Here is a 26375-nt window from a genome sequence, read left to right on the forward strand (position 1 = left end):
TTATTTGATAGACTCTACCATACTTGTGTTTAATCTTCAATGTTTTTTTGTTCACTAATAATTGAATTTAAACAATTTATCCATGATTATTTCTATCAACTAAAAAATATGTATTCATTTTTCCCTTGCCCTTAATCATAATACTTCCTCTTGACTCAAATATATATTTACCTTTTAAATGATCGTAGGTTGATTTTGTAACTTGAATCTTATCAGGTTCACCATGAGATTCCATGCGACTTGCAGTATTAACTGCATCACCCCAGAGGTCATAAATAAACTTTTTCCTACCAATAACACCAGCAATAACAGGACCAGTATTAATTCCCGTTCTAATACTAAGTTGCATATTATTTTTTTGATTAAAATAAGCAATTGCTGCCTGCATATCCAAAGCCATTTTAGCAATTGCCTCAGCATGATCTACCCTTGGTTCTGGTAAACCTCCAACCACCATATAAGCATCTCCAATAGTTTTAATTTTTTCCAAACAATATCTATCAGTCAACTCATCAAAGCAAGAAAATATTTCATTTAGCAAATCAACTAATTGTGAAGGATTAATATTTTCTGATAGCTCAGTAAACCCTACTAAGTCAGCAAATAAAATAGTAACTTCTGCAAAACCATCAGCAATATCTTTCTGCCCTTCCTTTAATTTTTCTGCAATAGTTTTTGGCAAAATATTTAACAACAATCTTTCTGATTTTTCTTGTTCAGCATATAAGACTTCTTCTGCTTTTTGACGTCGGTCAATTTCTGTGGAGACTCGCTCAAACATTTGATTAAAAGCTATCATTACCTCTCCCAATTCATCCTGACGCTGAACAGAAACAGAATAAAATTTCACTCGGTCGCCATTTTTACTCAAAGCTTCTCCAGCAGCAATTAAGTCATCTCTTAACTTCAAAATAGGATCAATTAATGTGACTCCTAATACTTCCATTGTTACCAAAGTTACGAAAGCAGAGATAACTATTACAAGCACTGTAATTCTGCCAATATAACCATATAATTCTTGTTGAATTTTAGAAGCATCGTGACGAGCAATTAATGTGTAATTAATTCCTAAATAATCTGCGGATAATGCCACATCATATCGTTTACCATCTTGACTTCTAACACGGAGAATATTGTTGTCCCCAAGATGAGAAAAATCTATTTCTGGAGCTTCACCAATAGTTTCAATTAATTCTCCTTTAGAATCATAGATTCTGACTCCCAAAATTACAGAATCTTCTGTTAATGTTTTTACCTTCATCTGAAAGATGCCATCAGACATCATGCTGGTTTGAGTTAAACGTACAATAGAATTAAAAATTGCTCCAGAAACATCTTCTAGTTGGTAAAGTAATTCCTCTTCCCGCCGCTTATAAGATGGAATTAAAATTAAAGTTTCAATTACTACTATACTGGCAAATATCCACAAGACTATTTTTCTGGATAAACGTGCTCTAAAAGAACAAAATAATCTGGAAATTTTAGGAAACATATAAAATTTATTTGGTGGGAATTTTACTAAAAGCTTGCACCACTCACCCTCAAATAAAAAAACTCAAATACGATGAATTATACCAAATACCCTTAATTAGGTATAAAAAAAGGTTTCATCTTCACCCAATTAGTAAATCTTTCTCAATTCTTTTCCCTCCTGAATCCTGACTCCTCATTAACTATCTAATTATACCAATGCTACCGGATTTGATATTAGCTAATGCTAATTAACTTCAATAATGTGACAAGTAATCTGATAAAACTTAGTTTAATTATTGGCTAAAATTACTATAATTTAAATGTTTTAGTGAATTCAATCTTAAACTATGATTTTTGAATGTCTTGAGTATCTCTTAAATTATGTTTCGGAGTTTTTCTACATGAAATGTAGACCTCAGAATTACTCACTCGATGCATGACTCTTGAATTGAGTTTCACTATATAGAAGGCATTCAGATTGTATATTTTCTCTTCCTAGTTAACGGTTCTATTTTCCCTCTTCGAGATTTGACACAAAGACTTTAAATTTTCAACAGCTTATTATATTTTATAGCATTCCAGAAAAAGATTAGGAAATTATCAAGGCTATCTAGTTTTTAAATTTTATTTTTTGAATTTTCAATAATTTTTAACAAATTAATAATAATTGATATAAAAATTCTCAGATTTGTGAGATAGAAAGTTCTAGGTTTTAGTGGTGCTTATACCAATTTTATAAACGTTTGCTACAAATGGTAGAAATAAGGAAGAAGGAAGAAGGAAGAATGGATAAACATTCAAAAAAAAGTAAAAACGATAGATATAACTATCTAAAATGAATTGGAGCAGCTATTTTTCAGCACATCCGATCGAGAGCTACCTTTTCCTAGCATTCTTTTTTCAAAGTAGTACTTAGAAATTTTATAGGCATAAAAATAGCTGAAAAAGAAGGATAAAGATATTACTTGGAAGAGGAGAAAATTATAAATCTATATTAACCAACCTAATTTTGTATCACAACATTTTTAACTGCTACAGCTCTTTAGCTACACATCATAAAAATCCAAAAATAAAACTGATATCCAGCAAAAAAAATTGACTAGATATCAGTTTTCAAGGCACACAAAAACAGAAACTATTGACAATATAAACTTTGGTCTAACTTACTACTACTCGGTTAAGTAACTCATAAAGAAAAGAGTTAATAAAACCCAGTGCTACAGCACCAATTAGGGCACTCCAAAATCCCCAACGTAAGCGAAATCCACTGACAAACCAAGCAGCTAAACCAAAGATAGCCATATTTAGAAGTAGAGTAAAAATAAAACTCGAAAGAACAATCTTAATAGGCAAAGCTATAGCAACTAAAACCGGACGAACAAGAGCATTTAACAACCCAAAAACTGCCGAAGAAGTTAACGCGATTTTAAAATCATCAATTTCTACTCCTGTGGGCAACTTAGAAATAAGAAATAAACTCACAGCAGTAACAAACCAAAGAATCAAAAGTTCTATAATACTCATTTTTTTCTCCTTAATTAACTAGCTGTCAACTTTTAACATTCAACTATCAGCTTTTAGCCGCTCTGGCTAAAATCCCTTTTCCGTTCCGGAATGCTGGACAAACGCTAACTTAAAAAAAATAATCTTGCTGACTGCTGACTGCATTATTTAACAAAAATCTAAACATTAAATCGGAAGAGCATAACATCCCCTTCCTTGACAAGATAATCCTTACCTTCACTCCTCAGCAAACCTTTCTCCTTCGCAGCAGTCATTGAACCACTACCTACTAAATCGTTATAAGCAATTGTTTCTGCTCGAATAAAACCACGTTCAAAATCTGTATGAATTACACCAGCAGCTTGAGGAGCTAACATTCCAGCCTTAATTGTCCAAGCCTTAGTTTCTTTCTCTCCAGTAGTAAAATAAGTACGCAATCCCAATAATTCATAAGTTGCCTTAATTAGAGATTTTAACCCACCTTCTTCTACTCCCAAAGATTCTAAATAATCAGCTCTTTCTTCCTCTGGTAACTCAATTAATTCTGATTCTACCTGAGCTGAAATTATCACAACTTGAGCATTTTCCACAGCAGCAATATTGCGGACTTTTTCAACCCAATCATTCCCACTAGCCAAGTCATCTTCTGACACATTAGCAGCATAAATTATGGGTTTAGAAGTTAACAGATTTAAAGGCTTAATTAGGAAAGATTCGTCTTCATTTAAACCAGCCATTCTCACTGACTTACCTTCATTTAAAATAGTCTCTAATTTTTCTAAAATTTCTAATTCTGCTTGAGCATCTTTACTGGTACGAGCTTGTTTTTTCGTCCGTTCAATTCGTCGTTCAACCTGAGCTAGATCGGACAAAGCTAATTCTAAATTAATTACCTCAATATCTCGTACTGGATCGACGGAACCAGAGACATGAATAATATCCTCACTATCAAAACAACGAACTACTTGAACAATGGCATCAACCTCTCGAATATTAGATAAAAATTGATTACCTAAACCTTCTCCTTTACTTGCACCCTTGACTAAACCAGCAATATCAACAAATTCAATTCTAGTAGGAATAGTTTGGGCAGAATTAGAAATTTTAGTTAGCACGTTTAACCGCTCATCTGGCACTGCCACCACACCAACATTCGGTTCAATTGTGCAAAATGGGAAGTTAGCAGCTTCTGCCTTGGCATTAGCAACTAAAGCATTAAATAGGGTAGATTTTCCTACGTTGGGTAGTCCGACAATTCCAGCTCTGAGCATAAATTTAAGTCAAAAATTAAAATTTAAAAGTTAAAATTTAAAGAAATTACAGATAGGGTTACTATACAACTGCATATCTAATAAGGATAGCAGAAGGAAAGAAGAATCTTGATTTCTAACCTCAAGTTTCACTTAAAATCAGGAATTAAAAAATAAAAAAATATACTTTGCCTTTGTTGTTAAATTAGCAAAAGCTAGGTAGATCGGCCTTCAATAATTGATAATTAACAATTAATAATTACCTCTTCTTATAAAAAAGAAGAGGATTAGACTAAAGGAAATTTTTTTCTTTTCTTGGTCGATTGGATATGGCGTTTAGCTAGCGCACAACGCGCGTTAACGGCTGTCGCCGATATGAAAAGCGGAACGCTGCAAGAGCGCGAAACCTCGCCATCCCACCCTTCGGGAAGCTCCGCTAACGACCGCTTTTTCTCCATGAATTGAGAGGATTTATACCTTGATTTTCGGTAAATTTTGCAGTTTAGAAAAACTGTTTATGAAAATAAAAATTTAATAATCTCAAGTATTTATTATTTAATAGTGAAGCCGATTACAACAGCTATGCAGAGCATTATCAGCAACTAAATAAATAAACTGAAAGAATTATTTTGCCTGTCTTGTTTAAGAATAGGTATTATAGGAAAATTTGAATGTTTGACCAAACTAAAGCACCAATAATTGAAACCCTTAAAAATCTTACCCAAAAAAACCATGCTCCTTTCTACACACCAGGACACAAACAAGGAAAAGGAATTGCACAGCCACTCACTGATTTATTAGGAACAAAAGTATTTCCTGCAGATTTACCAGAGTTACCAGAACTAGATAACTTGTTTACTCCCAATGGTGTAATTCAGGAAGCTCAAAAATTAGCAGCAGAAACCTTTGGCGCATTAGAAACTAAATTTCTAGTTAATGGTTCCACTACAGGAATTATAGCTGGAATTCTAGCTACTTGTGGAAATGGGGACAAAATAATTTTACCTCGGAATATCCATCAATCAATAATTTCTGGACTAATTTTATCTGGAGCAATTCCAATTTTTATCCATCCAGACTATGAGTCAAATGAAGACATTCCCTTAAGTGTCACTCCTAAATCTATTGCCCAAACCTTAGCAAAATATCCTGATGCTAAAGCTGTAATGATAGTTTATCCCACCTATCATGGTGTTTGTGGAGATATTACAGCGATCGCCCAACAAGTCCATAAATATAATATCCCTCTTTTAGTAGATGAAGCTCACGGTCCACATTTTGCCTTTCATTCAGAGTTACCCACACCAGCATTAGTAGGTGGAGCAGATTTAACAGTACAGTCGATTCATAAAGTCTTAGGGGCAATGACTCAAGCATCAATGCTGCATTTGGGCAGCAAACGCATAGACTCAGCTCGACTCAACCAAGCTTTACAGATGTTACAGTCAAGCAGTCCAAATTATTTACTTTTGGCATCTCTCGATGCTGCCCGTCAACAAATGGCTTTGTTTGGTCAAGAACTAATGAGCCAAACCATACAATTAGCTAATGATGCTAGAAACAGAATTAGTCAACTGCCAAATTTTTCTGTATTTGACAAGCAAGGAGAAAATTTGACCCCTTCAGCAGGAGACTCAGACTCATTAACGAATCATGGGGAAGAAGGGAGTTGGGAATCAGGAGCAATATTTTCTATTCCCAATTCCCCAATTGAGAATTATTCTAACCCAGGATTTATTGCCCTTGATCAAACTAGATTAACTATTAAAGTCTCCAATATTGGGTTGAGTGGGTATGAAGCTGATGAAATTTTGCATCACGAATTAGGAGTCACCTGTGAATTGCCTAGTTTCCAACATCTGACATTTATTATTTCTCTAGGAAATACAAAGGCAGATATTGATCAATTAGTAACAGCTTTGGTCAGTTTAAGTTATCGGGGTAGGGTTGAACTACCTACCGATGACAGGAAAAAATTTGACCTGGAGCTGATTGATTTTTCCATACCAGTTTCTCCTAGAGATGCTTTTTTTGCTGATAAGAATTGTTTTCCCATAGAAAAATCGATAGGACATATTAGTGCCGAATTAATTTGTCCCTATCCACCTGGGATTCCAGTATTAATACCTGGTGAAATTATTACAGAAAAGCATATTCAGATACTTGAACAAGTCCTAGGATTAGGTGGCATAATAACAGGATGTAGTGACCCTACTCTTAAAACTATCAAAGTATCTAGATTTTAGTTTTGACCATTTATCAAACCTGAGATTAATTGAAGGGATATTACATCACGCTTAGTTGACGAGTAAAAACTCAAATTAACTAAATTGAAGGATATATTAATATCTAGGTGTAGTTAAAAAAACTATAGTGCTATGTATATGTATATGTATATGTATATGTAATGTTTAGACATATAGTGACTTTTAGGAATCCCACAACCTAGCCTAGTTTTAGAGTTGAGAGGATATAAATCCTTCCTTATTTATTGCTACAAAAATAATTTTCTATGCCTTCCCAACTTTGGCCTTATGTTACTCCAGGTATCCCAGATGACTTATTTGAACGTTTACCCGGTATTCCCATGAGTAAGCGAGAAGTCCGCTTACTATTAATATCTTATTTACGATTACAATCAGATTCAGTAGTATGGGACATTGGTGCAGGAACAGGAACCATATCTGTAGAAATCGGCTTGATATGTCCTCAAGGTCGAGTTATTGCCATAGAAAGAGATCAAGAAGTAGCAAATTTAATTCGGAGAAATTGTGACCGCTTTGGAGTAGAAAATGTCACAGTAGTTGAAGGTAATGCTCCTGAATGTCTTGATAGTTTAACCGATGCACCTAGCCGTGTCTGTATAGGGGGAGGTCGTTATATCAAAGTTATACTGCAAGAAGTTTGGAAAAGATTATTACCACAAGGTCGAGTCATTGCCACGGCTGCTAATCTAGAAAGTCTTTATGCTGTTTCTGAAAGTTTTGCTGATTTGCAAGTGAGGAATGTAGAGGTAGTGCAGTCGGCAGTAAATCGTCTTGAGACGAGAGGAATACATCAAACCTTCGCAGCAATTAATCCTATATTTATTTTGAGTGGAGAAAAAATAAATTAATTTGTTATTTACCTTCAAATTAAACAAAAATCAACTAAGTAGGGCTGAGAGAAATTGTTTAATTACTATCCATAGTTAGGGTTGGCGCTCACAAGAATGAAAGTGTTTACTGATATTGCTTTTGGCATTTTTAAGTCTGGAAAAAGTGCCCTAGCTTTGAGTTGAAAAGCCTCAAAAAGTTAGTATTAACAGCAAGATTTGGACAGAGAAATTGAGGGATAATTCTTCCGACTGCCTTCTCTAAATTCCTTACTCCTCCTGTCTTCTGTCTTCCCCTCCCAGTTCCCCTCCTGGGAGGGGCGGGGGTGGGTTGGGTTAGGGGTGGGTTGTCTCCTGACTCCTACCCTCACCCATAAGACTTTTGAGTGCAAACCATAGTTACTATTTTCCGGTGTTCTCTCTCAAAAATCATTTGATATTTAATTTTACCGAAATATTGTGGTTTAAAGCCTCCCCTTTTAAGGGGATAATAAATAAAAATTTTCCTGTTCGTCAATCCTATCCGTTTTCAAGGAGAGGTAATTCTCAATTCTCAATTCTTAATTCTCAATTCTTGAACTACCTACTAAAATTCGTAATTACATATTAAGGGGGTTGCATAATCCAGATATGAATTATTAATATTCACCCCCATTCAATCCCTGTTCCTAAATTCCTACCTTCTTCTTATCCTTCTTGATCTTCCCGTTCCTTTTTCCCCTTTCAACTCTTCCCTATGGTAATTTTTTGATAAGTATTTAAACGGACATGATATAATAGCTATTAAATTATTAGGATATTAAATTAGGCGCTGCAATTTTTGATCAAACAAAAATTTATATTTAAGGTTTAAGTTAGCAATATTATGTCTTTGTCTCGAATAATTAGTGGATTTGTAGCGATCGCCGTAGCTCTGGGAATGATTATTTTTGGGGGATGGTGGTTTACAGTAGGTATAGGAATCATAGTTTACCTAGGGCAACTCGAATATTTTCAACTAGCCCGTGCTAAAGGTATTGCACCAGCGGCCAAAACTACTTTAGCACTAAGTCAGATAATGATAATAGTAGCAGCTCTAAATCCTAACCTAGTAGATGCCATATTTACACTAGCAGGAACCATAATTTGTTTTTATCTACTATTTCAACCAAAATTAGCAACTATCGCTGACATCGCATCATCAATCTTAGGTCTATTTTATTGTGGATATCTACCTAGCTATTGGATAAGACTCAGAGTTGGACTTGAAGCTCCATTACAAACATCCCAAATAACTTTAGAAAACTATGAGCATATTTCATGGATAGACCCTTTGAGTTGGCCTTCGAGCTTAACATTTACTCTACTTGGTTTTTGCTGTATATGGGCGGCTGATATAGGAGCTTATTTTGTAGGAAAGTTCTTTGGTAGAATTAGACTTTCAGAAATAAGCCCGAAAAAGACTGTTGAAGGTGCAGTATTTGGAGTTTTAGGTAGTGTAGGAGTCTCTACAATAGGTTTTTGGTACTTAGATTTGCCTGGTTCACCTTGGACAGGTGCTGCCCTTGGTTTAATAGTAGGTATTGCTAGTCTGCTTGGAGACTTAACTGAATCGATGATGAAACGAGATGCAGGTGTTAAAGATTCTGGACAACTAATACCAGGACATGGAGGAATTCTTGACCGCACTGACAGTTATGTTTTTACCGCACCCCTTATATATTATTTTTTAACTTTACTTTTGCCAGTCCTTAAAATTTCAAATTAGTATGTGGTGTTGGTTAGTCATTGTGAGGTAAATTTATTTTTATTCTTTTTTGCTCTGAGTTCAGGTGTTCCCTCAAACCTAGAATTTTATACCTCACTCACACCTAATAATTTCTATAATTTACAGCAATTATTAGGGCGTATGGCGTATGAGGTACAGCTCAAGACGAATCTCTATTCTCTATTTATCAAAGTGATAAAACTTTGTACCTCACTAACTCCGAAACTGCTGTAATTTAGGGATTAACTATCAAACTACCTCCACAAATAAGTTGACTAGAATCTAATGTTAATTCATGTATTTCAACATCGGAGCCTAAGTCAACTTTGATATTATCTGAAAAGCAATTACTAGGCTTTTGTGAAACTTGAAGATTCAAATTTTCTAGCAACAATTCACAACTACTAGCAAGTTTAAAATCAGTATGTAAATTTAAAGGAATCTTGGCATCAGATTTAGACAGAATATTAGCAAAGAAACTTAGATAACCTGTAGATATTTCAGCTTTCTGGTCATGCAAGCTAATAGGTTGATCTAGGTCTGCTATAATATCTGGTTGTAATAGTGGAATTAAAAACTCAATAATAGCCTCAGCTAAGAGAGGAGATCGTAGACTAGCATTAAAGTCAGATTCTAGCAATTTAATCTGACCAGATATAGGAAAAGATTCTAATATTTTTAATGGCTTACCCTTGATGATTTGACCAATATTAATCCGAATTCCACTAGCAGATAACTTTACCTCAGTTAAATGTAACCCTCGAAAAATTACATTAGAAACAGCAACAGAAACTTGAGGAATTTTACCTGTAATAATTTGGCGATCGCCACCTTCAATATGAACTTTTAATTTTTCTACCTGCTCTAATTGGGATTTTAACCAAAATTGCAAAGCAGGAGACAGAAATCTACTAACAATTCTACTCTTTCTTTTAGTTGATATTTGCTCTTGACTCTGAAGAGCAACATCAGAATCAGAAGTTTGATGCAGTTCTGGTAATTTTTTATTCATCAAAGGCACCACGAGGATTAGTATACTTAGTTTTGTAATTATTTCCAGAGATAGGAAATATATAAACTAGCAGATTTTACAGATTTAGGCTAGGGGTAAATATCCAATTCGGTAAATATAGTCATCCTCGGCAAAGTTGTGTAGAAAATATATGCAGAATTAAGCAAGAACGATAATAGTTTCAAACTTTTTCTCTATTTTGATTTTTTTTACACATCGGACATCAACTGCTCATAATAGCCATCGAAAATAATGGGTTGTCATAAATTAATTAATCGGTAAAATGACATGAAACTACTATTAATTATGACTCCTACTTCCCCGAATGTAGAGTTTATCATATTTAATGAGGTAGACTATTTTTTTATATTCTCTGTTCCCTATTCTTTTTGGGAAAAAAGACAAAAACTTTGTATCTTACCTATTTGAGAAATACTATATCAGACAATTAAAATCAAATTACCATATTGCTTTTATTCTGAATTCAGAATAATTTTTTACTGGTAATCTGATTATTAAAAGCGATCAAATCAAGAGTATGGATGAAAGATTACAAAAAATATTATCTCAGTGGGGAATAGCCTCTCGGCGTCAAGCTGAACAAATGATTATAGCTGGACGAGTAAAGGTTAATGGTAAAGTTGTCCAATTAGGTGAAAAGGCTAAACCAGAGTTGGACAAAATTGAAGTAGATGGTTTGCCCATCAGACCAGAAAATCGGCCCGAATCCATATATTTATTGCTTAATAAACCTATGGGAGTAATTTCAACTTGTTCGGAACCTAGTAAACGTAGTAAAGTTTTAGATATCTTAAGTACAGAACTGCAAAATGGAAAAGGTATTCATCCTGTAGGACGTTTAGATGCAGATTCTACAGGGGCGTTACTCCTCACAAATGATGGTCGGGTAACTTATGGTTTAACCCATCCCAAACATTGTCTTCCCAAAACCTATCAAGTCTGGGTAGAAGGTCATCCCCAGGAATCAACCTTAAAATTGTGGCGTCAAGGTATTATTTTATCTGGTAAAAAAACTTTGCCAGCTCACGTTAAAGTCTTAAAAGAATCTAATGGCTCTCAAACTCTTTTAGAAGTGGTTATTTCCGAAGGTAGAAATCGCCAGATTCGTCGAGTTGCAGAAAAATTGGGACATCCTGTACTCAAACTACACCGTACTGCAATTGGTCAAATTAAGTTGCAGTTACCTGGAGAGTCAGTTTTACCTATTGGCCATTATCGACCGTTAACAGATTTTGAAATCGACTTTTTGGATGACCAAATTATCAAATCTAAATTCAACTAAAAACTTTCTTTTATGACAAACAAATATGATTTTTAAAAGTTTTAACTGAGTTGCTCAAACAATTAAACATCCAAATCATATTTCTAAATTATTTTATACTTTGTGCTAGGTTAATCTTGCTGCCTTAATCAAAATATATTTTGTTTGCAAAACTTTTTTTTCAATCCTATTATCAATATATTTAGGAGTCATAAAAGTAAATTTTTCTTAAATAAAAACGGCAAAATAAATCATATTTTTGCTAAAATCAAGTCATACAAAATCAATTAAATAATGTTACAAACTATAGTAGTAATTAAAATACTTTATCTCAAATATCTCTTTGATTAAAAATAAAGTCTATCCTTTGTATCTAAGAAACTTAAATAGATGCCCATAGACAAAAAATACATAATAAATGCCCAAAATAAAAGTTTAGATTCTATGTATTCTCAATAATCAATTCTGAATCACAACTCCTAGTAATGCAAGTAAAAAGCCATCAGCTACCCTCTTATAGAGGAACTGAGAACTTCAGTGATTAACTATTAATTCATTCTCTGATAAGCAGAGATTAGTATTAAGATATTTAAGGATAATTAAAAGTATAGGAAAAAACTGACCTTGACCACTGTAAATGTATATTCATTATTTATGAAACACCTAAAAGCTGACCGTTAATAGCTAAATCCTTGCCTAGTAATTTGTAACCAAACTTTTTCCAACAAGGATAACTCTCAAAACAAGATAAATTATAATTTATATAATAAAATAAGTTAAAGCAATGGTGAATTTGACAGCAATCAAAAACCTGAAAAAAAGTTTTTCTTTTGTACCCTTAAAAAAACGTTTGAATCAAAGGAAAGAATTATCTTTTGAAGAAGAACAAATTCAGGCATTAAAAAATATAGGGTATAAGTTAAAAATGTTTAGAGATAAACATTCGATTTGTTTAGAAAGAGTGGCAGTAGTTACAATGATTAGAATTAATTTACTAGAAGCAATAGAAGAAGGTAATTTAGAACAACTGCCAGAGCCAGTTTATATTCAAGGTATGATTAAGCGATATGCAGATGCTATGGGATTAGATGGAGAGGAACTAGCAAACTTATTTCCCACTGCAAAAACTCAAAAAATTAGCAGAAAATCTCTCCCGAATATATCAATGTTTCAGCTACGACCATATCATCTTTACTTCCTATATGTATTGGTTGTTATGTTATCAGTTCGTTTGTTACCTTATGTAATTAGTGGATCTGATATATTAGCCAGAGAAAAGGGAATTACTAACTCTGAGAAACAACAATATCAACCAGAAAATCAGAGAGATTTCTCAGCTCAGGTATCTCCGGTAAATACCAAAACTGAGGAGAAATATTCAGACAAAACTACAGCACAAAAGCCAGAGAAACAACCTGTAGTGCTGAGTGTAATCGTCAAAGAAGAATCCTGGGTATCAATAGAGATAGATGGAAAAATAGCATTTGAAGGAACTTTAACTCAAGGTACTCAGAAAACTTGGTCAGCCCAAAAACAACTTGTTTTCTTTGCAGGAAATGCTGGTGGAATACTAATACCTATTAATAACGGACAAAATATGCAACTGGGAAAACCAGGTGAAGTAAAAGAAGTCGTTTTTACTCCTACTAATACCCAAATTTCCCAGTCTAAATAAGATCTTTTCCTTCAGGGTGACATTTCAATAATGTTAAAAATTCAACAGTATTATTTCTTTTCAGATTAATCCTGATTTGCTGGGGTACGGCCATAAATGTCTGTCACCTCTTTAAGGCGATCGCTTACCTCTGAGGTTAACATTCCTGATTGGTAACGCCAGCTCCAATTACCTTCAGCAACACCAGGCTGATTCATAATAGCTTCTTCCCCCAACCCTAAAATATCTTGTAGAGGAACAATTGCCATATAAGCCACAGAAGACATAGCCAAACGAATTAAATCCCAATGAATGCCATTACCCCAACTACCACCAAGAAAACGATAAACTCGTTCCTTTTCTTCATCGGAACGGTTATTAAACCAGCCCACAGTAGTATTATTATCGTGAGTACCAGTATAAACAATCCAATTGGGAGAATTATAATTGTAGGGTAAATAGGGATTACCACCACCTGAGTCAAAAGCAAAATGTAGAATTTTCATACCTGGAAATTCAAACTTATCCCGCAACTCTTCCACATCAGGAGTAATAATCCCTAAATCCTCAGCAATAATTGGTAATGTACCTAACTTTTCATTAATAGTTTCAAACAAAGCGTCGCCGGGAGCCTCAACCCATTCACCATTTATAGCTGTAGTTTCGCCCTGGGGGACTGCCCAATAAGCACTTAAACCTCGAAAGTGGTCAATCCTAATCCAATCAACTTTATTGAGCATAGATTGAATACGTTGCACCCACCACAGAAAATTGTCCTGTTCCAATCTATCCCATTGATAAACTGGGTTACCCCATAGTTGCCCAGTTTCACTAAAATAATCTGGAGGAACACCTGCCATCAAAGACGCTTCACCTGTTTCTGCATCTAGACAAAATATTTCAGGATGTGCCCAAACATCAGCACTATCATGGGCAACATATATAGGCACGTCGCCAAAGATTTTGATTCCTTGTTCATTAGCATAATTTTTCAGCTCATCCCATTGCTGGAAGAACTCAAACTGAACAAATTTATGGTATTGAATTTCATCAGCTAGACGTTGTTGCCATTCTGCTAATGCTGCGGGTTGACGATTGGCAATATCCTCATCCCAAGTATGCCAACTAGCTCCTTCGTTAGCCTCTCTCAAAGCCATATAAAAAGCATAATCATCTAACCAAAAAGCTTTACTGGTGCATAATTCCTCGAATGCTTCTTGTTCTTCTTCGGAAGCGTTTTTTTGAAAGTTTTGGTAGGCAGTTTTCAGCAGAGAACCCTTAATTTGGGCCACTAAATCAAAATCTATCCGATCGCTGGGAAATTCTGGTAAGTTAGATAGGTCCTCATCAGCAAGCAGTCCTTTATCTTTCAGTTTATCTGGACTAATTAGCAAAGGGTTTCCTGCCATTGCCGAATAAGCTAAATAGGGAGAATTGCCAAAACCTGTTGGTCCTAATGGTAGAACTTGCCAAATTTGCTGTCCACTGTCTTTCAAAAAATTGACAAAATTGTATGCTTCCTGGCCTAAGTCACCAATTCCAAAGCGACTGGGAAAAGAAGTTGGATGCAGTAAAATACCGCTAGCTCTTGAAAGTGGCATAATTAAACCTAGAAAATATTAATCAAAAAAATTGCTGGCATTATGCGCCAGCCTAGAATTAATTTTACGATGGAGAGAGTATTTTTTGATAGTTAAAATTTTGTTGAGTTTTCTATCATGTTTGTAATCTAATTAAAAATCCTTCAATTATTAATCAATTATTAATTGTCTGAGGGTACTTATACTCAAAAATATCTTCAAAGCTTAAAGGCATTTAGATTTTATATTTTCAGTTCTCTGTTGGTTATTAAGGTCTTGCCTTTCTCTAAATATTTTAAGATATATAAGACTTATTGCGCAATCAAAAAAAAGCTAGATTGATTATAATTCTCACTTGTACCTTTTTCCCATCCTAATATTAATTATTATCCTACATCTAAATTTAAATTTTATAATCTACAAGCAGTTAACATCTATTTATAATCAAAATTAGCTGTATGATTCCTCTAAATATTAGTAACTGCATTATATTTTTTTACCTCAGTAAAAGCTTTTTCACGAATAACTATTTCCAGTGATAATTCTTGATTTTACTTTTTGTATATTATGGTTAATTTTCCTCTTTTTGGCTTTTTATGAAGTAAATGAATTTGAATACCTATAAATCCTAAATTTACCATAAGAGGAATTTTATCTAGTCTTCCACCGATTATATTTTTACAATTATGTATTTTATTATTGTGTTTTTTGCTATTGGTATAGAGTTTATCAGTAAGCATGAGAAACTCTTTTATTTTATCTTTACTTTCCTGTTGCCTGTTGCGTAAAGCAAATAAATGTCCGTAACTAAAGCTTTTTGGGAATTGCTATACTACGACTCAAAACTAATTTTTTGAAGCTGGTGTCAAGCTTTTTATCTTAATATATTTTATTTTTTCCTGAGTAGTTTGATTTTTTTTTCTGGTTTTGTGGTCTAGAAGTTTGTCTTTCTCTCACTTCTTTTACTTAGTGAAAACTATTGATAAATTCATATATATTTTTTAGTTTTAACCTATGGAAATATCTTTTCTTACACCTCATATTTTCCTAATTATGGAAAATTTTTTTCTATTTAATCCTGTAGTTGCCCTTGATAACCTATCACTTTTAAGTATTCTGCTAATATTTAGGATCAAAATTAAATTGGAGTTTATGTTCTAAGCGATCGTGGATAGTGTCGTCAGCCATATCGCTTCATCTAATCATAATTTTATAGTTTTTATTCAGCAACGAGTCTATAGTTTCAATGCTGAATTTTAATCCTCCTTTATATAGAACCCCTAAGCGTATCTTTTCTTCAAATACAAAGCTTTTTGGAAAGCCGTTTTAGGGAGTTTAACAACTATAGGGGTTCAGGAGACCGAAAAATTCCGAAAAATGACTGCCAGAATCGTCAAACCCAGATAGCTATTGAAGTTGTAATTTGTTAATATAGATGCCAAATGGCTTCTATAGAAAAATAGCTGCATCTTATTGTCTATGAGCTCTTACCTTAAATCTCTAAAATAATCATTTTCTACTGCTAATTTTTTTGACTTTGACTAATTTGATGTGGGTATATCTCGATCAACTAAATATTCTTTTCGAGAGTCAGAAGTAAGTAATTCTTCAAAGTCTAACAAAAGTCGATCACACATCTTATCTAAAGGTAAATCATTAGGATCGTAACCAAAAGGATTTTCTATTTCTAGTCCTATTGCTTCAATTCCTAATAGAGCAAAGCTAATTACTCCCACAGCAGGAATAGTCATCCAAGATAATTGAGCTACCATTTGAAAGGGTAAAGCAAAGCAATAAAATAATAATAAATGTTTTATGTGAATTGCATAAGCTAGCGGGATAGGTGTATTTAAAATTCTTTCACAGGCAGTTTCATCTTTTACCATACAGTCTAAGATTTGATTATAGGTAGAAAGCTGAATACTATCTATATAATTAAGGTCGTATGCTTCGCGGAAATAATCTCCAATCCATTTAGCTATTCTCAGAGGAATATGATTAACTTCTTTTAATTCTAAATATTGACTTTCGCTAATAATTGACTGAAGTTTTTTATCTACATTTTCATTCCTTAAGTGTAGTTTTGTACCGATCAAAAATCCTGCTAAAAGTAGTATTGCTGCCTTTTTTTTTTCTGTATCTGCTGGAGTTTTTTCAGGAATATTTACCCATATTTGCCTTGACAAAGACCGACAGGAAATTATTATTCCTCCAAAAACTTTTCGTCCTTCCCAAAATCTGTCATAGGATGTATTAGTTCTAAAAACTAATAATAAACCCAATACGACACTAGGAATTAAACTAACTAAAGTTGGCTGATGTATCCAAGTTAATCCACTCTGATAAATGATAGTAATTATTAAAGAAAAAATCATTGCAACTAGTACCCGTCGCCAAACTTGAGGTATGACAGAACCTCGTAACGTTAGCAGTAATTTGAGCCAGCTTTTGTTATAAAAAATCATAGTTATTTTTTCAATGAAAGGAAATAAAAAATAGGATTAATCAGGATTTTTTTCCTAAGTTGTAGTTGCTTCTATTTTCAAAGTTAAGATAGAAGTAATAACTATGAAAATATTACCACAAACAACTACCGAGTACCGCTACGCGGAAGTCAGAATTCAGAATTCAGAATTCAGAAGTTTTGATTGGTAAGGCTTTGAGTATTTTGTTACTGGTCACTTATTTCCGTCATCCTGCACTAGTAGCGATCGCTATTTCAAAAAATATTGTAATTATCAAAAAAGTTAAAAAGTCGCTGTTAATTACTGGGTAATTGAACTGTTACCTAAATATAGCATTAATGCATGGTAATTGGTATTATACCTTAATTTTTCGGTAACAATGTGCTTAATAATTCTGAAGATGACCTTAATTGTACTGAGGATTGTAATTTTTTATTCAGTGGAACTTCATAGAGAAATGGTATCAACACTTATACCATTTCAAGGTAAAAGGTTTTACCGAAATATTGTGTTTTAAAGCCTCCCCTTTTAAGGGGATAATAAATCAAAATTTTCCTGTTCGTCAATCCTCTTCTTTTCCAGGAGAGGTCATTCTCAATTCTCAATTCTCAATTCTCAATTCTTGAATTGTCTATATTTAAGTCTATTTTCTGACTGCTTTAATCTCTCATAGCAATCACCAATAATCTATCTATTATAACACTTAATATAAAATACGATTATACAGTAATCGCAAAATTACTTTCTCTTAAAGATTGAATACGAATCTAAAAATTCAATAGTTCAAATCCTTTCTTTCTCCTAAGTCTTGACTTCTGACTCTTGACTCCGAACACGATAAAATAAGTAATTACCAATGAATAATTTATAATTATACTCAAAAATAATAGAGTTGTCGCTTTCTAACTTAAAAAATTCCCAAAAACCTTCTTCTGTAAAGATTGTAGCTATCGGCAGCAGCCAAAGCTGCTAAAGAGCTGCTCTGTCTAAGTTTGAGCGATTTTTTCCTGCTATTTAGCAACAACTCTAATTATCCATTATCCATTGTTTATTATCCATTGTGAAAGAGGTAATTATCCATTATCAATTAATGAACCAGATTCTATATAATTAGTAGGAATAAATCACTTTTTATATAATTATCAGCTCGTTAGTGTATATTATCCTATAACTGATAATTGAAATTATCCATAGCAATTAAATTGCTATAAAAAATTATTTAACTTGGTTTAAAACAACTGTACATCTGATTATTTGATTCAACTACTTGTTTAACTGGAGTAATATGTTTATTAATAATTTTTTCTACCTCAATTTTGACACTATCGGACATTGAAGATAGCCATCCATCAATATCAATGTGCATCCACCTTTGACTAGGGTCATTATATACAGCAAAATTCAATAAACCATTCATATTTGCTGAACCTGCTGTGTCACTAACTTCATTCATCATGGAGTAAGTTAAGCCGTAGAATGGTTCGGAACCTGCTTGAAAATATTGTTCCCACCCACTCCAATTTAAGTTATTACGGGTTAACATTTTCTCAGCAAAAACAGTAGCTAAACCCTCTGCATAGCAGTCAAGTAATTGTGCATTTAATAGGTGAAATATTTCGTGAGCTAATTGACCGTGAAAAGCATATTCAGATGGTTTACGACTTAAGTATATAGTAAATTTACCTTGATTCGCATTGTTAATTGAAGTTAACGGAGTTGTATTTAAGTTTAAATTTAATTTTTTTACTGGTATTCTGGGTTTACCGTAAAGTTGTTGAGTATAATTAAATCCTGATTGAACAAAAGAATAAATACTCGAATTATTGAAATTAGCATCTAAGGGTATTATTTGAGGTGATGGAAAAAATTGAGCCGAAACTTCCTGAAGTGTAAAATTAGGAATGTAGAGAAAAATTAGTAATGAAATAAGTGCTATTAATAAAAGTTTTATGCGGAAAATAATTAGCATGATTTGTCTTAAAATTAAAACATATAAAAATTTTTATTTTTTTATCCCAACTTCATAATTATACCAATTTGAAGGAATAAGGCAGAAAAAATAAATAAAATGCTATTGTATTGTCTTGTTCAAGAATAAATATTGTATACAAAATTTCTACTCTGAACATGGTTGAAAGTTTTAGGATGGATTTAACTAGCTTGATCTTCTTTTTTCTTATATCATATTTGTTTGATTGGACATAAAAAAAGCCTCCAATCATCATAACTACTAAATTTTTGTCTCTCTGCTCCTAAGTCCTGAGTCCTGAGTCCTAAAGACTTAACTAATCTATAACTGTTTAACCAAATTTAGTATTAGATGACGTCCGTAGTTTTGGCTAGATGACTAAAATCTTGGTCTGGTAAAAGTTCTTGATAAGTGAGATTCATAAATTTAACTAGCATTGCCCTGTCTATACCGGAACCCTTATAGAGTTTATAACCTGGTATTAACTGCATCGCTACCGACATCTCAATAAATTACATCAACCTTTGCCGAAACCTTTCTAGGGAAGTTTCATGGAACATCCGTGAAAATCCCTAGATTTTTTTGGACAGATATCTACTGGTATTAGGATAAACTAACGTCAGGAGTAGATAAAATTGCTTCCTCTTGAGGATAACTTAATTCCTCTGTGGGAGCTGGTGCTGCTAAATCTCCTGGTAAAAATATACGAGCGCTGACTGCTACCATAGCAATTAAAAATATGATTACTACGATTAATGGAGCAATATATTGACGAAAAATTTGCATAGTTATTTTTAAGTCTCAAACTGAAATTTACCTGTAGAGATGTTCCACAGAACTTCTATAATTCTTGCATGGAAAGTCTACTTATATGAATTTGATTTTAGCAAGACTTACAAGTTTTGGAGTTCTAATAGTATTTATAGTTCAGATGCTCTGCTAGAAAAACAGCCATCTTTTGTCGCGCTAGCTCTGATTCTGGCAACTCCCAGTTAATTTCTTGAAAGACGTGCCACATTCCCTCATACGGATCTAACTTAACTAATATGTTTGCCTGATCGAGAGCTTGATAATGACGAACAGAATTACTCAAGAAAATTTCTTTTGTCCCAACCTGAATCAAGGTTGGCGGAAAACCTTTGCTATAGTCCCCATAAACAGGAGAAACGTAAGGATTTTTCTGATCGGCAGGATCGGCGTAAGCATTAGCTATGTTAGTCAAGGAGTAGGATTTCAATATTATTGGGTCGTGATTTTTGAGAGTAGCATAAGTATCACCTGTTTCCGTAATATCTGACCAAGGCGACCAAAGCACGACTGTAGCAGGCATTCCTAAACCATAGTCACGCATTTTTAGTACCGTTCCAGCAGCTAGTCCACCCCCAGCAGAATCTCCATAAATCGCTATATTATTAAGGTTATAACCTTCTGTTATTAATTCTTTAATTACCTGAATGACCTGATCTGTAACCTCATCCCATTTAGCAAAGGGAGCTACAGTATAGTTAACAGACACCACCCGTAATTTTGTGGTATCGGCAACAGGTACCGAACTGATCAGGGTAGATGCAGCACTAAATAAAACGTAGCCACCTCCATGAGTATAAACAAGAACTTTGCCATTGTCTTGCCAGTTTTTGGGTTTGATATCCAGAACAGGTACACCATCTAATTTTCTCTCTTCAATAACTGGTTTGTAATGATCAACAACCTTTGCATTATCCTCTTTTTTACTTTCTTCCTTCTCCTGCCATAATTTTTTCCAACTATCGAGATCGTCAGGAGCAGGAATAGTATCTCCCTCCAATGAAAACTCTTTTAATGCTTCCTGTGCTTGTGGGGAAATTGTCGTGGGAATTGTGTAATCATTAGTCATTGGAAAACTCCTGAGAAACTGTTTGTAAAATCAATCCAAATAAACTATAGGCAGTAGTTCAATAATTGATAATTATCTCTTCCTTTTAGGAAGAGGATTGAATAAAAAGAAAATTTTTTCTTATTTCTCCTTATAAAGGAGAGGCTTTAAACCTTAATTTTTCGGTAAGTCCCTAGTGCAGAATGGCGGAAATAACTGACCAATTACAAAATCCTAAAAGTCTTACTAATCAATACTTCTGACTTCTGAGTTCTGACTTCTGAGTTCCGCGTAGCGGCACTAGCTGTTATGAGTTATTAGTACATCCGGCTGGTGGTGATGCATGGTAATGGAAAAGGAAGCACCGCGAGTGTTGGGAGATGAGGAGATGGGAAGATGGGGAGTGTGGGAGAAATTAAAAAATATATATCCTCACTATTACCATGCAGGACTACCCCTCCGGCTTAAAGCAGAAGGTTAAAATTTTAATTTTCTTGATTGATCTCATTTAAGTCATTTACAACAAATCGTCATCATCTAACCCTGGTCTTGGCATGGGTAAAATTTTAGATTTATTGAGTTGTCGCAACCATATCCCACTAAAAACAGCAATAATAAGGAATATCCAACCAATATTTGGCTTGAGTAAGAGGAAACCACCAGTCGCCAACAATGCCCCAAACAATAATAATATAGATGCCAAAACTCTTTGTAAATCCTTACCCAAATTTTGTGCAGGAGCTAAACCAGTTGCTGCTCTTTGCCTTTGCCAACCAGGGCCGCCAGGGAGCGATCGCCGATAAAATTCTTCTAAAGTTGTATCAGACTCTTGTGGTGCGACAAACATTGCTACCACCCACAAAACTGTGACAGTTACAGTAATAAAGATAATTCGCAAACCAAAATCTTCTATTTTGAAAGCGGGAACTAAACTGGTTGCCATCCCCACAAAAAAACTAGCGACAATGGCAGTTAATTCTGCTGCTGCATTTACCCGCCACCAAAACCAACGTAAAATTAATACTAATCCCGAACCTGTGCCGATAGCTATTACTAACCTAAATACTGTCGCCACATCTTTAGCAAAAAATGCAGCAATACCTCCTAAAATTGTTACTAATACCGAAGAAAGTCGCCCTACTAAAACTAATTGTGCTTGAGTAGCATCAGGTTTAATAAATCTTCTATATAAATCGTTAGTAATAAAAGAAGCACCCCAGTTAATAGAAGTAGAAACTGTACTCATAAATGCTGCGACTAAAGAGGCAACAACTAAGCCTAAAATTCCTGGGGAAAGAAAATCAATCATTAATTTGGGATAACCCAATTCTTTGTCTTCTAAATTAGGATAAATTACAATCGATGCTAAGGCAACTAAAATCCAAGGCCAAGTTCTAATAACATAGTGCATTATGTTAAATAACCAAGCTGCTTTTTCTGCTTCTTTTTCATTTTTAGCCGCAGCAAATCTTTGTACAAATTCTCCGCCTCCATCACTGCGTCGCCAAGACCACCATTGAAGAGCAATATAAGCAAAAAATGTACTAGCAGTTATGCCTGCTGTTTTGCTAAAACCAATCCAATAATTCCCATCTCCACCTATAGTTAAAGGTGAAAGAGATAAAATATCTTTGTCTGGCATTACTTCAGGAACTTTAGTAATTAATTCTTGAATTCCACCCACACTATTAACAGCAAAAAACGCCACAATAATTGCTCCAAATAGTGCTAGAAAAAATTGGAAAAAATCCGTAGCAACTACTCCCCATAAACCAGATAAACCAGCATAAATTAAGACAAATATACTTACACCAATAACACTGAATAATTTGAGATTATTTTCACTAGCATCAATACCTAAACTTTGCCAAATTTCCAAAGCTTCGACAACTTTAACCATAGCTAACATAGCATAGCCAATAGCAATACAATTCATAGGAATAGCAAAGATAAAGGCTTTCACCCCTCGGAGAATAGCCGCTATATTTCCCCCGTAACGAAGTTCAGTTAATTCTGCATCAGTAATCACTTCGGAACGTCGCCACATTCTAGCAAAAATATAAATCATAATTACATGAGAAATAGCAAAAATCCACCATTCCCAATTACCAGCTATTCCTCGGTTAGCCACAACTCCTGTAATATAGAGAGGAGTATCTATCGAAAAAGTTGTAGCTGCCATACTTGTACCTGCTAACCACCAAGGAAGCGATCGCCCAGAAACAAAAAAGTCTGCTAAACTTTTTGCACCTTTGCGAGATAGATATAGCCCCATCCACATAGTTAAAATGAGGTATAGTAAAACAATTAGCCAATCAATTAGTTGCATAAATTTGTTGTTAACAAGTAATATCTGTATAGTTTAGTATTTTATATAGATAGTTCCAAGTTTAAGAATACCACGTCATGGTATGATTAAAATTTGCTTTTTCTACCGAATATTTATATTAGAATATTTTGTCCCAGCAGTATCAACCGAAAGGTAATTTTTTGATCCATGGTTGATATTGGTTTAATCTACTTTAGTGAAATATATATCTGAAGCAAGGAGTTTTACCAAAGTTCTATAGTTAGTAGTATTGAGAAATTTTTCATCTATTTTTTCTCTTTACTAGGAACAGGAAGTGATTTGTAAAGATTAACTAACTTATGATAGTATTGTTATACACATAAATTTCCAAAAATCAATAGAAACAGACAAATAAGAAGATAGTATTATTATTTGTACCAAATGAAATAACAAATTAATACTCAAGGGAGAAAAATGAAAAGAATAATGGTTGTAGACGATGAGCTAGACACCCAATATTTATTTAGTCGAAAATTTAAAAAAGAAGTTAAAGTTGGCCAGATAGAATTTGTTTTTGCTATTTCAGCCGAGAAAGCATTGTCATACCTCGAATCCCAGGAAAATCCAGCCATAGATTTAGTAATATCTGATATTAATTTACCTGAAATGAAAGGTTTAGAACTACTGAAAAAAATTAAAGAGAAAGATCCTAATATAAATGTATTTATTCTAACTGCTCATGGTTATGATGAAAACTACAAATTAGCTAAACAATCAGGTGCAAATGAATATTTAGTTAAACCAATTGATTTTGCTAAACTTAAAGAAAAATTTTTAAATTTAGAGTTGATTGGTAAACTGAACTAAAACTCTAATTTAAATAGCATTTGAATAATTAGGCTTTAGTAACCTAGATTTTAGTAAATTCCTGTTTTCCAACCTACTCGTTCTTTAAAGATTTAGTCGATCAATTAACTCTTAAGTAATAAAAAAATATTAATTATTAAAGATTATGTTAGCCAAGATACTTGTTGTGGATGATGAACCAGACTTAGAATTATTAATTTCCCAGAAATTCAGGAAAAGAATTAAAGAAAAAGAACTAAACTTTGTTTTTGTCCATAATGGTATAGAAGCTCTAGAAATTCTGGAAAATGAACCAGATATAGAGCTAATATTTACTGATATTAATATGCCTAAAATGGATGGACTAACTTTATTGAAAAAGCTATCAGAAACAAAAGAATTAACTATTAAAACAGTAATTATTTCGGCTTATGGTGATTTGAAAACTATTAGAAAAGCCATGAATCTAGGTGCTTTTGATTTTTTAACTAAGCCCTTAGATTTATATGATTTAGAAATTACTCTGAATAAAACATTGAAGGCTGTGCAAGATAGTAAAGAAGCACTACAACAGAAAAAGTTAGTAGAGAAAGCTCATGCAGAATTATTAAAACAACAAACATTGCGTGAAAGTGAAAAAAGATTTAGAGCATTAATTGAAAATTCTACTGATATCATTATGATTTTAAATTCTGATGGCAATGTTATTTATTCTAGTCCATCAGCACAGAAATTTTTAGATAATTTTGATGAAAATTATTCAAACATATCAATTTTCAATATCATTCATGTCAATGATCGTCAGTTAGTTAGACATACTTTGCAAAAAGCTGTCAAAAATTCATTAGAAAAACAGTATATCAAAGAATTTAAAATCAAAGATGAGCAACACAAGTGGCAAGTATTTGAAGCAGTATTTACCAACTTAACTTCGGATAGTTATATAGAAGGAATAGTTGTTAACTGTCATAACATTACAGAGAGAAAAATAGCAGAAGAAAAACTACTCCATGATGCTTTCCATGATTCCCTAACTCAATTACCTAATAGGGCTTTGTTTATGGATAGACTATCTAATGCTTTGGCTAGATATCAGAGACATCCTCAAGATCAGTTTGCTGTAATTTTTATAGATTTAGATCGGTTTAAGATAGTTAATGATAGTTTAGGACATTTAGCAGGAGATCAACTAATTATAGAAGTAGCTAATCGACTTAAACAAGATATGCGCGATGATGATAGTGTAGCCAGAATGGGAGGAGATGAGTTTGCTATACTATTAGAATATGTTAAATCCGAAGAAAATGCTGAATATGTAGCTCAAAGAATTCAACAATTGTTACAATTACCATTTTATATTAACGATCAAGAAGTTTATACTAGCGCTAGTATTGGTATTGTCTTACCCAATAAAGATTATAAAAGTCCTGAAGATATCCTTAGAGATGCAGATACAGCTATGTATCGTGCTAAAACTTTAGGAAAAGCTCGTCAAGAATTCTTTATACCATCAATGTATGCTGATAATTTAGCACAACTCAAGTTAGAAATAGACCTCAGACAAGCTTTACAACGCAATGAATTAGAGTTATATTATCAACCAATAATTCTGTTAGAAACAGGTTTAATATGTGGCTTTGAAGCATTAATTAGATGGAAACATCCACAGGAAGGAATGATTTCTCCAGATAAGTTTATTCCTATTGCAGAAGAAACAGGATTAATTATTCCTATTGGTTGGTGGACACTGCAACAAGCCTGTCAGCAAACTTATAATTGGCAACAAGAATTTTCTCTTCAGTCTTTAACAATTAGTGTTAATCTTTCTGGCAGACAATTTTCTCAATCCGATCTTGTAGAACAAGTTGATGAAATTTTATCTCGTACTTGTTTAGATCATCATAGTATGAGGTTAGAAATTACTGAAACTACAATAATGGAAAATGAGGAAATTGTGATGGGTATATTATCAGAACTAAAAGCCATGAATATACAGTTAAATATTGATGATTTTGGCACTGGTTATTCTTCATTAAGTCGTATCCGTAACTTTCCCATTGATACTCTGAAAATTGACCGTTCTTTTGTAATGACAATGGATGCTGAATCACAGAACTTAGAGATTACGAAAGCAATTATTAGTTTGGCTACTAATCTAGAAATAGATGTGATTGCTGAAGGTGTAGAAACAGCTACTCAACTAGCTTTGCTCAGAGAACTTAAATGTAAATATGGACAAGGATACTTCTTTTCTAAACCTATTGACAGTTCCCAAGCAACTAAATTAATTGCCTCAGGTAAAAAATGGTAAACTAAAAGTTATCTTATTTAGTTTTTTGACTATATTAGTAATAC

19 protein-coding genes are annotated in these 26375 nt (G+C 33.5%); 8 read left to right on the forward strand and 11 right to left on the reverse strand.

Annotated elements, in window-relative coordinates; translation table 11 throughout:
- Positions 1-76 precede the first annotated feature (76 nt).
- The 3 genes from ACP6PL_RS02300 to ychF all read right to left on the reverse strand — a co-directional run bounded on the left by ACP6PL_RS02300 (position 77) and on the right by ychF (position 4247).
- Entirely contained in the window at positions 77-1492 is a 1416-nt protein-coding gene (locus tag ACP6PL_RS02300; RefSeq protein ID WP_426542113.1) for an adenylate/guanylate cyclase domain-containing protein, read from the reverse strand.
- A 1139-nt stretch (positions 1493-2631) separates the two neighbouring features.
- Positions 2632-2997, reverse strand: coding sequence for a phage holin family protein (locus ACP6PL_RS02305; RefSeq protein ID WP_426542115.1), 366 nt, complete (start codon positions 2995-2997; stop codon positions 2632-2634).
- A 158-nt stretch (positions 2998-3155) separates the two neighbouring features.
- On the reverse strand, positions 3156-4247 hold the full coding sequence (gene ychF / locus ACP6PL_RS02310) for a redox-regulated ATPase YchF (protein WP_426542117.1): 1092 nt from the start codon (positions 4245-4247) through the stop codon (positions 3156-3158).
- Between the two features lie 650 nt (positions 4248-4897).
- Between ychF and ACP6PL_RS02315 the strand changes: the two genes are divergently transcribed.
- From ACP6PL_RS02315 to ACP6PL_RS02325, 3 genes are all read left to right on the forward strand, one after another.
- On the forward strand, positions 4898-6472 hold the full coding sequence (locus tag ACP6PL_RS02315) for an aminotransferase class I/II-fold pyridoxal phosphate-dependent enzyme (protein WP_426542119.1): 1575 nt from the start codon (positions 4898-4900) through the stop codon (positions 6470-6472).
- Between the two features lie 266 nt (positions 6473-6738).
- Positions 6739-7341, forward strand: coding sequence for a precorrin-6Y C5,15-methyltransferase subunit CbiT (gene cbiT, locus ACP6PL_RS02320; RefSeq protein ID WP_426542121.1), 603 nt, complete (start codon positions 6739-6741; stop codon positions 7339-7341).
- 844 nt (positions 7342-8185) lie between these two features.
- Entirely contained in the window at positions 8186-9067 is an 882-nt protein-coding gene (locus ACP6PL_RS02325; RefSeq protein ID WP_426542123.1) for a phosphatidate cytidylyltransferase, read from the forward strand.
- Positions 9068-9302: 235 nt separating this feature from the next.
- On the opposite strand, the gene ACP6PL_RS02330 is transcribed toward ACP6PL_RS02325, so the two are convergent.
- Positions 9303-10079, reverse strand: a complete 777-nt coding sequence (locus ACP6PL_RS02330; protein ID WP_426542125.1) for an LmeA family phospholipid-binding protein — start codon at positions 10077-10079, stop codon at positions 9303-9305.
- A 538-nt stretch (positions 10080-10617) separates the two neighbouring features.
- Here ACP6PL_RS02330 and ACP6PL_RS02335 point away from each other — a divergent pair.
- Complete coding sequence (locus ACP6PL_RS02335; protein WP_426542127.1) at positions 10618-11382, forward strand: pseudouridine synthase; 765 nt, start codon at positions 10618-10620, stop codon at positions 11380-11382.
- 763 nt (positions 11383-12145) lie between these two features.
- Positions 12146-13036: a helix-turn-helix domain-containing protein gene (locus ACP6PL_RS02340; RefSeq protein WP_426542129.1), complete on the forward strand. Its 891-nt coding sequence runs from the start codon at positions 12146-12148 to the stop codon at positions 13034-13036.
- Between the two features lie 65 nt (positions 13037-13101).
- Here ACP6PL_RS02340 and malQ read toward each other — a convergent pair whose 3' ends face one another.
- From malQ to ACP6PL_RS02370, 6 genes are all read right to left on the reverse strand, one after another.
- Complete coding sequence (gene malQ / locus ACP6PL_RS02345; protein WP_426542131.1) at positions 13102-14616, reverse strand: 4-alpha-glucanotransferase; 1515 nt, start codon at positions 14614-14616, stop codon at positions 13102-13104.
- A 1520-nt stretch (positions 14617-16136) separates the two neighbouring features.
- Entirely contained in the window at positions 16137-17060 is a 924-nt protein-coding gene (locus tag ACP6PL_RS02350; RefSeq protein WP_426542133.1) for a bestrophin family protein, read from the reverse strand.
- Between the two features lie 1219 nt (positions 17061-18279).
- A complete protein-coding gene (locus tag ACP6PL_RS02355; protein WP_426542135.1) occupies positions 18280-19029 on the reverse strand; it encodes a hypothetical protein in 750 nt (249 codons plus the stop codon).
- 347 nt (positions 19030-19376) lie between these two features.
- A complete protein-coding gene (locus ACP6PL_RS02360; RefSeq protein WP_426542137.1) occupies positions 19377-19520 on the reverse strand; it encodes a hypothetical protein in 144 nt (47 codons plus the stop codon).
- A 112-nt stretch (positions 19521-19632) separates the two neighbouring features.
- On the reverse strand, positions 19633-19815 hold the full coding sequence (locus ACP6PL_RS02365; RefSeq protein WP_426542139.1) for a hypothetical protein: 183 nt from the start codon (positions 19813-19815) through the stop codon (positions 19633-19635).
- A 124-nt stretch (positions 19816-19939) separates the two neighbouring features.
- Positions 19940-20905 carry an alpha/beta hydrolase gene (locus tag ACP6PL_RS02370; protein WP_426542141.1) on the reverse strand — a complete coding sequence of 322 codons (966 nt, stop codon included), beginning with the start codon at positions 20903-20905 and terminating at the stop codon, positions 19940-19942.
- A 322-nt stretch (positions 20906-21227) separates the two neighbouring features.
- Between ACP6PL_RS02370 and ACP6PL_RS02375 the strand changes: the two genes are divergently transcribed.
- Positions 21228-21365: a hypothetical protein gene (locus tag ACP6PL_RS02375; protein WP_426542143.1), complete on the forward strand. Its 138-nt coding sequence runs from the start codon at positions 21228-21230 to the stop codon at positions 21363-21365.
- A gap of 36 nt (positions 21366-21401) precedes the next feature.
- On the opposite strand, the gene ACP6PL_RS02380 is transcribed toward ACP6PL_RS02375, so the two are convergent.
- A complete protein-coding gene (locus tag ACP6PL_RS02380) occupies positions 21402-23213 on the reverse strand; it encodes a sodium:solute symporter family protein (protein WP_426542145.1) in 1812 nt (603 codons plus the stop codon).
- Positions 23214-23648: 435 nt separating this feature from the next.
- On the opposite strand from ACP6PL_RS02380, the gene ACP6PL_RS02385 reads away from it, so the two are divergent.
- Both ACP6PL_RS02385 and ACP6PL_RS02390 read left to right on the forward strand, forming a co-directional pair.
- Entirely contained in the window at positions 23649-24041 is a 393-nt protein-coding gene (locus ACP6PL_RS02385) for a response regulator (protein WP_426542147.1), read from the forward strand.
- A 145-nt stretch (positions 24042-24186) separates the two neighbouring features.
- Entirely contained in the window at positions 24187-26331 is a 2145-nt protein-coding gene (locus ACP6PL_RS02390) for an EAL domain-containing protein (RefSeq protein ID WP_426542149.1), read from the forward strand.
- Positions 26332-26375: the final 44 nt, after the last annotated feature.

Origin of the sequence: Dapis purpurea BLCC-M126 (genome assembly GCF_050015975.1) — a bacterium.
Classification (GTDB): domain Bacteria; phylum Cyanobacteriota; class Cyanobacteriia; order Cyanobacteriales; family Microcoleaceae; genus Trichodesmium.